Origin of the sequence: Rhodococcus shunpengi (assembly GCF_048381395.1) — a bacterium.
Lineage (GTDB): Bacteria > Actinomycetota > Actinomycetes > Mycobacteriales > Mycobacteriaceae > Rhodococcus.
Genome location: NZ_JBLWIU010000008.1, coordinates 669,493 through 679,973, shown reverse-complemented (window position 1 = coordinate 679,973; position 10,481 = coordinate 669,493). Strand labels below are relative to the sequence as shown.

At 67.9% G+C, this 10,481-nt stretch carries 8 protein-coding genes; 4 read left to right on the top strand and 4 right to left on the bottom strand.

All coding sequences use genetic code 11. From position 1 onward, the window contains the following. On the bottom strand, positions 1 to 1,475 hold a 1,475-nt coding region (gene pgi / locus ACNJ7K_RS03940), incomplete at its 3' end, for a glucose-6-phosphate isomerase (RefSeq protein WP_487041239.1). A 119-nt stretch (positions 1,476 to 1,594) separates the two neighbouring features. Between pgi and ACNJ7K_RS03935 the strand changes: the two genes are divergently transcribed. Beyond that, a complete protein-coding gene (locus ACNJ7K_RS03935; protein ID WP_026061403.1) occupies positions 1,595 to 3,046 on the top strand; it encodes an NAD-dependent succinate-semialdehyde dehydrogenase in 1,452 nt (483 codons plus the stop codon). 79 nt (positions 3,047 to 3,125) lie between these two features. Here the strand turns inward: ACNJ7K_RS03935 and ACNJ7K_RS03930 are convergent, their stop codons facing one another. Then, a complete protein-coding gene (locus tag ACNJ7K_RS03930) occupies positions 3,126 to 3,461 on the bottom strand; it encodes a chorismate mutase (protein WP_120281645.1) in 336 nt (111 codons plus the stop codon). A gap of 234 nt (positions 3,462 to 3,695) precedes the next feature. Here ACNJ7K_RS03930 and pcrA point away from each other — a divergent pair, with 234 nt between their 5' ends. Further along, positions 3,696 to 6,074, top strand: coding sequence for a DNA helicase PcrA (pcrA, locus tag ACNJ7K_RS03925; protein WP_120281646.1), 2,379 nt, complete (start codon positions 3,696 to 3,698; stop codon positions 6,072 to 6,074). A gap of 111 nt (positions 6,075 to 6,185) precedes the next feature. Here the strand turns inward: pcrA and ACNJ7K_RS03920 are convergent, their stop codons facing one another. Then, entirely contained in the window at positions 6,186 to 7,175 is a 990-nt protein-coding gene (locus tag ACNJ7K_RS03920) for a M23 family metallopeptidase (RefSeq protein WP_487041238.1), read from the bottom strand. 442 nt (positions 7,176 to 7,617) lie between these two features. Between ACNJ7K_RS03920 and sucC the strand changes: the two genes are divergently transcribed. Then, positions 7,618 to 8,787, top strand: a complete 1,170-nt coding sequence (sucC, locus tag ACNJ7K_RS03915; protein ID WP_120281647.1) for an ADP-forming succinate--CoA ligase subunit beta — start codon at positions 7,618 to 7,620, stop codon at positions 8,785 to 8,787. Positions 8,788 to 8,803: 16 nt separating this feature from the next. Next, on the top strand, positions 8,804 to 9,706 hold the full coding sequence (gene sucD, locus ACNJ7K_RS03910) for a succinate--CoA ligase subunit alpha (protein ID WP_120281648.1): 903 nt from the start codon (positions 8,804 to 8,806) through the stop codon (positions 9,704 to 9,706). Between the two features lie 82 nt (positions 9,707 to 9,788). Here the strand turns inward: sucD and ACNJ7K_RS03905 are convergent, their stop codons facing one another. Beyond that, a complete protein-coding gene (locus tag ACNJ7K_RS03905) occupies positions 9,789 to 10,412 on the bottom strand; it encodes an IMPACT family protein (protein ID WP_120281649.1) in 624 nt (207 codons plus the stop codon). Between the last annotated feature and the right edge of the window lie 69 nt (positions 10,413 to 10,481).

Sequence of the window (10,481 nt, the reverse complement as noted above, 5' to 3'; positions counted from 1 at the left end):
ATGCCCTGGACGAAGGTCTGGTGCTCGTAGAACGCGATGATCTGCCCGACCACCGACGGGGTCAGTTCCGGGGCGAGGATCGTCGTCGACGGCCGATCGCCGGGCATCACCTTGTGCGCCACCACCGCCTCGTCGACGCCTTCGGCACGCACCTCGTCGGCATCACGGCCGAAGGCCAATACTTTGGCCTGGGCGAACATGTTCGCCAGCACCAGCACCTGCATGCTGGTCTGCCCATCGCGGGCCGGCAGATCGTCGCCGGAACGGGCCAGGCCGAGGAAGTCGACGGGGACGATCTCGGTGCCCTGGTGCAGCAACTGGAAGAAGGCATGCTGACCGTTGGTACCGGGCTCACCCCAGAACACCTCCCCGGTCGGACACGAGACCGCGGTGCCGTCGGCGCGCACGGACTTGCCGTTCGATTCCATGGTCAGCTGCTGCAGATAGGCCGGCAACCGCGCCAGATCCTGCGCATAGGGCACCACCGCGCGCGAGCGATAACCGAGGACGCTCGCATTCCACACCCCGATCAACCCCGCCAACAGCGGTGCGTTCTGTGCCGGGTCGGCGGTGGCGAAGTGTTCGTCGAGGGCGTGCATGCCGGCGAGGAACTCGCCGAACCGCTGCCGGCCGATGGCGCACATGACCGCCAGCCCGATCGCCGAACCCACCGAATACCGCCCACCGACCCAGTCCCAGAACTCGAACATGTTCGCCGGATCGATGCCGAACTCGACCACCCGCTCCGTGTGCGTCGACACCGCCACGAAATGCTGGGCCACCGCATCCTCGCCGAGAGCGTCGACGAGCCAGCGGCGCGCGGCGGTGGCGTTCGACAGGGTTTCGAGGGTGGAGAAGGTTTTCGACGCGACGATGAACACGGTGGTGGCCGGGTCCAGATCGGCCAGCGCCGCGGTCAGATCCGCCGGGTCGACGTTGGAGACGAACCGCGCCGCCGGCCCGTCGTGAAAACGCCGCAGCGCGCGGGTGACCATCGCCGGGCCGAGATCGGAGCCACCGATGCCGATGTTGACCACCGTGGCGATCTTCTCGCCGGTGGCGCCGCGCCAGTCGCCGCTGCGGAGGCGGTCGGTGAACTGGCCCATCCGGTCGAGCACGGCGTGAACGTCGGCGACGACATCGACCCCGTCCACGATCAGTTCCGCATCGCGGGGCAGGCGCAGGGCGGTGTGCAGCACCGCGCGGTCCTCGGTGACGTTGATGTGCGCACCCGAGAACATCGCCTCCCGAGCCGCGGCGATCCCCGCGGTGTCGGCGAGCTCGAGCAGAGCCTGCAGGACGGGGGTGTCGACACGCTGCTTACTGAAATCGATCACCAGATCCCCGGCAGGGACCGTCAACACCGAGACCCTGTCGGGTTCGGAGGTGAACAACTGCCGCAGCGACACCGATTCGAGCCGGTCGCGATGGTCTTCCAGAGCTTTCCACGGTGCCGTTGCGGTTACGTCGCTCATGTCGTCGACAGTAGTGCGCCCCGACACGGTGCGCCCGGTGTGCGACTGTGTCCCCCGGTGTGACGAAGGGATCCTTCGGTTTCCCACAGCGAGCGACCGCGGCGCGCATGATGGGGCATATGGATGCTGCAGAACTGATTCGGTCCGTCCCCACCGACCTGTTCCTCGGCGGTGAATGGGTGGCGGCCGAGAACGGAGCCACCTTCGGAGTCCACGATCCTGCGACCGGCGACGAACTCACCCGTGTCGCCGATGCCGCGCCCGGTGATGCCCTACGGGCCCTCGACGCGGCCGTCGCGGCCGGTCCGGAATGGGCCGCGACCCCGCCGCGTGAACGCGCGGAACTGCTACGGGCCGTGTGGCAGAAGATCACCGAACGCGCCGACGACTTCGCGCTGCTCATGACACTCGAGATGGGCAAGGCACTACCGGAGAGCCGATCGGAGGTGACCTACGGCGCCGAATTCCTGCGATGGTTCTCCGAGGAGGCGGTCCGCATCGCCGGTCGCTACACGCCCGCCCCGGCCGGCACCGGGCGCGTTCTCGTGACGAAACAACCCGTCGGTCCCTGCCTGGCCATCACACCGTGGAACTTCCCGCTCGCGATGGGAACCCGCAAGATCGGTCCCGCCCTCGCCGCGGGATGCACGATCATCGTCAAGCCCGCGTCGGAGACGCCCCTCACGATCCAGCTGCTCGCGCAGCTCTTCGACGAGGCAGGACTGCCCAAGGGTGTCCTGTCGGTGCTGCCGTCCTCGCATGCCGGAGAGGTCACCGGCCCGCTCCTCGAGGATCCCCGGCTGCGCAAGCTCACCTTCACCGGCTCCACCGAGGTCGGGCGCATGCTCGCCGAGAAGGCCGGTCGTTCGCTGCTGCGCACCTCACTCGAACTCGGCGGCAACGCGCCGTTCGTCGTCTTCGAGGACGCCGATCTCGACGCCGCGGTCGAGGGCGCGGTGGCAGCCAAGCTGCGCAACGGGGGAGAGGCCTGCACGGCCGCGAACCGCTTCCACGTCCACAATTCGGTGCGCGACGCCTTCGTCGCCAAGCTCACCGAACGCATGGCGTCGTACAAGCTCGGGCCGGGAACGGACCCCGACGCGACGCTGGGCCCCCTGGTCAACGAGAACCAGAAGAAGACCGTGATCGAACTCGTGCAGGACGCGGTGTCGGCGGGTGCCTCGGTGCGCCTGGGCGGTGAACCCGCGGACGGACCGGGATGGTTCTACCCGGCCACCGTCCTCGACGACGTGCCGAAGCAGGCCCGCATCCTGCAGGAAGAGGTGTTCGGGCCGGTCGCGGCCGTCACCGGCTTCGACACCGAGGAGGAAGCGCTCGCGGCGGCGAACGACACCCGCTACGGGCTCGCCGCCTACATCTTCACGCGCGACCTCGACCGGGCCCTGCGCGTGTCGCATGCGCTCGAAACGGGCATCGTCGGCGTGAACCGCGGTGTCGTCTCGGATGTCGCGGCCCCGTTCGGCGGAATCAAGGATTCCGGGCTGGGACGCGAGGGCGGTACCGAGGGCATCGAGGAATTCCTCGAGACCAAGTACATCGCCCTGCAGTAGAGGAACTCAGCGATGGCCGGGACGGCCCGCCGTCGGTGACTCGGACGGCCCCGCCGTCAGTGATTCGGACGGCCCGCCGTCAGTGACCCAGGCGGCCACGCCCGAGGCGGAGCAGCAGCATCGCCAGGGTGTGGCCTTCCTGGCCCAGCTCGCTGAACCGCTCGAGGACCTTCATCTCGCGGCTGTGCACGAGACGGGTACCGCCGGACGCCATGCGGGTACGCCCGATCATGCGGGAGACCTCGGTGCGGCGCTTGACCGCGGCCAGGATCTCGGCGTCGAGACGATCGATCTCCTTGCGGAGCTCCTCGATCTCGGCCTCGGTGGGCACTCCGGTGTCGTCGGCCGCGGCCGGTGTTCCGGCGTTCGCCTGGCCCGGCTCGCCGGAAAGGGAAGAATCGATGTGCGTGCTCATGTCGTCTCCTCGCATCTGCTCTGAAGGATCGCCCGTATGGGAGCGGCTGTTACCGGTATCGGGTCGGGCCGGCGGTCGGGAATCGACAGCGACAACCGGAACTCGATCCGAGCGTGCAAAGGACAGAAGACATGGACTCCAGTTTGCCACTCACCCTGCAGGCCCTGCCACTCGGCTTGATCGACTGTGTGGTCCGGATCCGTTGTCCGAACGGTCCGGTAGTTTGGTGAAACGATGAACACTCCCGTCGCGCTCGCAAACTCCCGCCCCGGATCCGATGCTCTTCTCGAAGGGCTCAATCCGCAGCAGCGGGAAGCGGTCACGCACGAAGGGGCCCCGCTGCTGATCGTCGCGGGCGCGGGCTCCGGCAAGACTGCGGTGCTCACGCGTCGCATCGCCTATCTGCTGGCCGAGCGCGGCGTCGTCCCTGGTCAGGTGCTCGCCATCACGTTCACCAACAAGGCCGCGGCCGAGATGCGCGAGCGGGTGGCGGCCCTGGTGGGGCCGCGCGCGAATGCGATGTGGGTCTCGACCTTCCACTCGAGCTGCGTCCGGATCCTGCGCGCGCAGGCGGGTCTGCTGCAGGGCATGAATTCGAATTTCACGATCTACGACGCCGACGATTCCCGTCGTCTGCTCACGATGATCGCGAAGGATCTCGAACTCGACAGCAAGAAGTACTCCGCCCGGTTGCTGTCCACGCAGATCTCGAACCTCAAGAACGAACTGATCGGGCCGGAAGAAGCCGCCCATGAGGCGGAGACCGATTCGGCGGCCACCGAACTCACCCGCGTCGTCGCCCGGGTCTACGCGCACTACCAGCAGCGCCTGCGCACGGCGAACGCCTTCGACTTCGACGATCTCATCGGCGAGACGGTGGCGTTGCTGCAGGCGCACCCGCAGGTCGCCGAGTACTACCGACGCCGGTTCCGTCACGTGCTGGTCGACGAGTACCAGGACACCAACCACGCGCAGTACGTGCTGGTGCGCACCCTCGTGGGCGATCCGGAGGAGGAATCCGCCGTTCCCCCGAGCGAACTGTGCGTGGTGGGCGACGCCGACCAGTCGATCTACGCCTTCCGCGGCGCCACGATCCGCAACATCGAGGAGTTCGAGCGCGACTATCCGCAGGCCCGCACGATCCTGCTCGAACAGAACTACCGCTCCACCCAGAACATCCTGTCGGCGGCCAATTCCGTCATCTCCAAGAACACGGGTCGCCGCGAGAAGCGGCTGTGGACGGATTCGGGCGAGGGCGAACTCATCACCGGCTATGTCGCCGACAACGAGCACGACGAGGCGCGCTTCGTCGCTGCCGAGATCGACCGGCTCGTCGACGGCGGCGACACCACCTACTCCGACATCGCGGTGTTCTACCGCACCAACAATGCCTCCCGCGCGTTCGAGGACGTCTTCATCCGGCACGGTGTGCCCTACAAGGTCGTCGGCGGTGTGCGGTTCTACGAGCGCAAGGAGGTGCGCGACATCGTCGCGTACCTGAAGGTGCTCGACAACCCCGACGACACGGTGAGTCTGCGCCGCATCCTCAACACCCCTCGTCGCGGTATCGGCGATCGCGCCGAGGCGTGTGTGGCGGTGCACGCCGAGCGGCTCGGCGTCAGCTTCGGGCAGGCCCTCGTCGACGCCGCAGCCGGCAAGGTCGCGCTGCTGAACACGCGGGCGCAGAAGGCGATCGCCGGTTTCGCCGAGATGATGGACGATCTGCGGGCGATGCTCGTCGCGAGCGACGCCGACGGCAACGACATGGTCGACATCGGAGACGTCGTCGAGGCGATCCTCGAACGTACCGGATACAGCGCCGAGTTGTCGGCGAGCGACGACCCGCAGGACGGCGCCCGTCTCGACAATCTCCACGAACTCGTCAGCGTGGCAAGGGAATTCAGCGCCGACGTCCGCAACGCTGCCGGGATCGTCGACGACGAACGCGAAGAGGGCGATCCCGAACCGGGATCGCTCGCGGCGTTCCTCGAGAAGGTCTCGCTCGTCGCCGACGCCGATCAGATCCCGGAGAACGAGGCCGGTGTGGTCACGCTGATGACGTTGCACACCGCGAAGGGCCTCGAGTTCCCGGTCGTCTTCGTCACCGGTTGGGAGGACGGTCAGTTCCCACACATGCGTGCCCTCGGTGATCCGGCCGAACTGTCCGAGGAGCGGCGACTCGCGTATGTCGGCATCACGCGCGCCCGGCGTCGTCTCTATCTCACGCGCGCCGTGCTGCGGTCGTCCTGGGGTCAGCCCCTCACCAACCCGGAATCCCGCTTCCTGCAAGAGATTCCGCAGCACCTCATCGACTGGCGGCGTCTCGAGCCCACACCCGCGCGCGGGCAGGCGATCGGCTCGGGCACCGGTTCGCGGTTCGGTGCGGGTGAGCGGCGCGGTTCGTCGGGCACACCGAGTTTCGGTGCGGCGCGCGGACGCAACAACCAGCTGGTGCTCGATGTCGGCGATCGCGTCAGCCACGACAAGTACGGTCTCGGAACGGTTCTCGAAACTCGGGGCTCGGGCCCCACGGCCACCGTCGTGATCGACTTCGGCAGTGCCGGCAAGGTGCGGCTGATGCTCGTCGGCGGTGTGCCGATGATCAAGCTGTGATGCTCTGAAAGCCTGTGGCAGGCGCGGATTCGCACGAAAGAGCGGGTCCGCGCCGAAACGGGGAAGAGGGTCGAACGGGACGCAGCGCCGAACGTACGGCGGCGAGGTCGGTCAGTCGCGCTGGATGCCGAGGGCGATACCGCGGGTGGCGAGCCACGGGACGGGGTCGATCTTGTCGACGCCGTTGAGGTGCACCTCGAAGTGCAGGTGCGGGCCCGTGGAGAAACCGCGGTTGCCCATGGTGGCGATCTGGTCGCCGGCCATGACGTGCTGACCCACGGTCACCAGCGACTGGTCGATGTGCCCGTACACGGTGACGGTGCCGTCGGCGTGGAGGAGCCGGACCCACATGCCGAAGCCGGAGGCCGGACCGGAATCGATGACCTCACCGTCGGCGACCGCGAGGATCGGGGTTCCGATGGGACCTGCGATGTCGACGCCGGCGTGGAGGGTGCCCCAGCGGGCGCCGAAGTTCGAGGTGAACGATCCCACGGCGGGGAGGACGAAGAGGGGGCGACGGGCCGCGGCCTCGCGCGCAGCGCGTTCCTCGCTGAACCGCTGGCCCTTGGCCAGGAGATTCGAGAACTGCGACAGGTCGTTCGGGTCGGCGATGTTGAGCACCTGCGGGGCCTGCGAGGGCTGGGCGTCGGCGCTCGGCGCGAACTGCGCTGCCTGGGGCACTGCGGTGGCCGTGATGATCGAGGAATCGGCTTCGCCGGCGGCGAGAGCGACCTCGGAGTGCTCGGTGTTCTGTCCCGGACCGCCGTTGGCTGCGGCCTGACCCGCGGCGACCACGGCGCCTGCGGCGACCGCGAAGACCGCGGCGCGACCCTTGAGGGCGGTGGGGGGAGTGGGAAGTCGATGGGCTCCACCGCGGGATGCGGGAGCGGTGACGTCGGTGCTCTCGTCGGGACGGTCCTGCGAGAAACGGTCGTCGCGGACGGCGTGGCCGAAGGAGTCGGAGTAGTAGGTGGGCTCGGGACCGGGGCCGGTGTTGCGGAAGTCCATCGTGGCGGCTTCCCAGGGGTTCCAGTCTTCGGGTGCCGATTCGGGACGGCGGATTCGGCTCTCGGCACTCGGGTTACCAGAGCGCATCGCCATCCTCCGTTCGTGACCTCATCGTTACTTCGACCAGGCGACGGTAACGAAGCGATCGCAGGGGTGGCAAGCCGTAGTTCGTCCGGCGGACGTTATGTGAGTGGCATCACAGTGCAAACCGGGGCAAATTGGGACATGCCCCAGCGGGCGGCGTCCCAAACACTGTTTTCCGACATGTCACGAGTCCGTTGCGCCGCGTTCGCGCGGGATCCGGTGTCGGCGGGCCAGGGGGTACCTGTCATCCTGAACCGAGTGCTCCGCTCGAACGTGGCGTCGGCCACGTCCCGGGAGGGGAACTGCGAAGTCGTTCCCGGACCTACGCGCGCGTGACCTGTGCCACATGGGACTGCCGCGCGTGATCCGCGGCCCGGCCGAGAAACTAGAGTCCGAAACGGCCCGCTCGATACCCCGGAGCGGGCGTGAACGCAGACGAGACGGTGAGCAGATGGATCTCTTCGAATATCAGGCGAAGGAACTCTTCGCCAAGCATGACGTGCCGACGTCGGCCGGCCGTGTTACCGACACTGTCGCCGGTGCCCGCGAGATCGCGGAAGAAATCGGCAAGCCGGTGATGGTCAAGGCCCAGGTCAAGGTCGGCGGCCGCGGCAAGGCCGGTGGCGTGAAGTACGCCGCCACCGCAGACGACGCGCAGACCCACGCCGAGAACATCCTCGGCCTCGACATCAAGGGTCACATCGTCAAGAAGCTCCTGGTCGCCGAGGCCAGCGACATCGCGGAGGAGTACTACATCTCCTTCCTGCTCGACCGCACCAACCGCACCTACCTGGCCATGTGCTCGGTCGAGGGCGGCATGGAGATCGAAGAGGTCGCCGCCACCAAGCCGGAGCGCCTCGCCAAGGTTGCCGTCGACGCCGTCAAGGGCGTCGACCTCGCGTTCGCGCGCGAGATCGCCGAGAAGGGTCACCTGCCCGCCGAGGTCCTCGACGCCGCGGCCGTGACCATTCAGAAGCTGTGGGAGGTCTTCGTCAAGGAAGACGCTCTCCTCGTGGAGGTCAATCCCCTCGTCCGCACCCCGGACGACCAGATCCTCGCCCTCGACGGCAAGGTCACCCTGGATGCCAACGCCGACTTCCGTCAGCCCGGCCACGCCGAGTTCGAGGACAAGGACGCCACGGATCCGCTCGAGCTCAAGGCCAAGGAGAACGACCTCAACTACGTCAAGCTCGACGGCGAGGTCGGCATCATCGGTAACGGCGCCGGCCTGGTCATGTCGACCCTCGACGTCGTCGCCTACGCAGGCGAGAAGCACGGCGGCGTCAAGCCCGCCAACTTCCTCGACATCGGTGGCGGCGCCTCCGCAGCCGTCATGGCCGCCGGTCTCGACGTCATCCTGAACGACGCCCAGGTCAAGAGCGTGTTCGTCAACGTCTTCGGTGGCATCACCGCGTGCGACGCGGTCGCGAACGGCATCGTCAAGGCCCTCGAGATCCTCGGCGACGAGGCCAACAAGCCGCTGGTCGTCCGCCTCGACGGCAACAACGTCGACGAGGGTCGCCGCATCCTCGCCGAGGCCAACCACCCGCTGGTCACGGTCGTCGCCACCATGGACGAGGCTGCCGACAAGGCGGCCGAACTCGCCTTCGCAGCGAAGTAAAGGGACACACAGAACAATGGCAATCTTCCTTACCAAGGATTCCAAGGTCATCGTCCAGGGCATCACCGGCGGCGAGGGCACCAAGCACACCGCTCTCATGCTCAAGGCCGGCACCCAGGTCGTCGGCGGCGTGAACGCCCGCAAGGCCGGCACGACGGTCTCGCACACCGACAAGGACGGCAACCCGGTCGAGCTCCCCGTCTTCGGCTCCGTCGCCGAGGCCATCAAGGAGACCGGCGCCGACGTCTCGATCGCGTTCGTTCCCCCGGCCTTCTCGAAGGACGCCATCGTCGAGGCCATCGACGCGGAGATCCCGCTGCTCGTGGTCATCACCGAGGGCATCCCCGTGCAGGACTCCGCCTACGCCTGGGCCTACAACGTCCAGAAGGGCAACAAGACCCGCATCATCGGCCCCAACTGCCCCGGCATCATCACCCCGGGTGAGGCGCTCGTCGGCATCACCCCGGCGAACATCGCCGGCAAGGGCCCGGTCGGCCTCGTCTCCAAGTCGGGCACCCTGACCTACCAGATGATGTTCGAGCTGCGCGAGTACGGCTTCTCGACCGCCATCGGCATCGGCGGCGACCCGGTCATCGGCACCACCCACATCGACGCCATCGAGGCGTTCGAGAAGGACCCGGAGACCAAGGTCATCGTCATGATCGGCGAGATCGGCGGCGACGCCGAGGAGCGCGCGGCCGATTACATCAAGGCCAACGTGACCAAGCCGGTCGTCGGCTACGTCGCGGGCTTCACCGCTCCCGAGGGCAAGACCATGGGCCACGCCGGCGCCATCGTCTCGGGCTCCTCGGGCACCGCTCAGGCCAAGAAGGACGCTCTCGAGGCGGCCGGCGTGAAGGTCGGCAAGACGCCGTCCGAGACCGCTGCGCTCGCTCGCGAGATCCTGCAGTCGCTCTGACAGCAGCGTCACCTTCCGTGCGCGCCTTCCGGTGGCTCCGGCCATCGGGAGGCGCGCACGCGCTTTTCCGGTGTGGATCCGGTCAGATGTCGATCCAGTCGACTCCCGCGGGTTCGAGTTCGCCCGCCCCGGACGTCAGCGACGCCACCCACCCCTCCAGTTCGCTCCGCTCGCGCCCGGCGACGGTGAGGACGACCCGGTCCGCATAAGCGACGTCGAGCACCGCGACCCCGCGCCCGCGCAGTTCCGCCTCCACGCGACCCGCCTCGCCGTGATCGATCGCGAGGGTGAACTTCTCCTGCTGCCTGCGCTCGACGAGGGGCGCCTCGTCCAGTGCCGTCGCGACCGCACCCGAGTACGCGCGCACCAGCCCGCCCGCGCCGAGCTTGATCCCCCCGAACCACCGGGTCACCACCACCGCGACGTTCACGAGATCCCGGTGGTGCAGGACCTGCAGCATCGGGATGCCGGCCGTGCCGCCCGGCTCCCCGTCGTCGCTCGACCGCTCGGCACGCGCCGCCGGGGCGTCACCCACCACGAACGCCCAGCAATGGTGTCGGGCATCGGGATACAGTCGGCGTTGTTCGTCGACGAAGGCGAGCGCGGCGTCGGCCGTGTCGACACGACGAACCGCCGCGAGGAAACGCGAGTGCTTCACCTCCGTCTCGACCACGACGTCGGGGCCCGGGGCGAGAGTGTGCGGCATGGACCCCATTCTCTCGGGTAGTCCCTAGGCTGTTGACTGCAGGACGAGTGACCGACACACACCGATCGA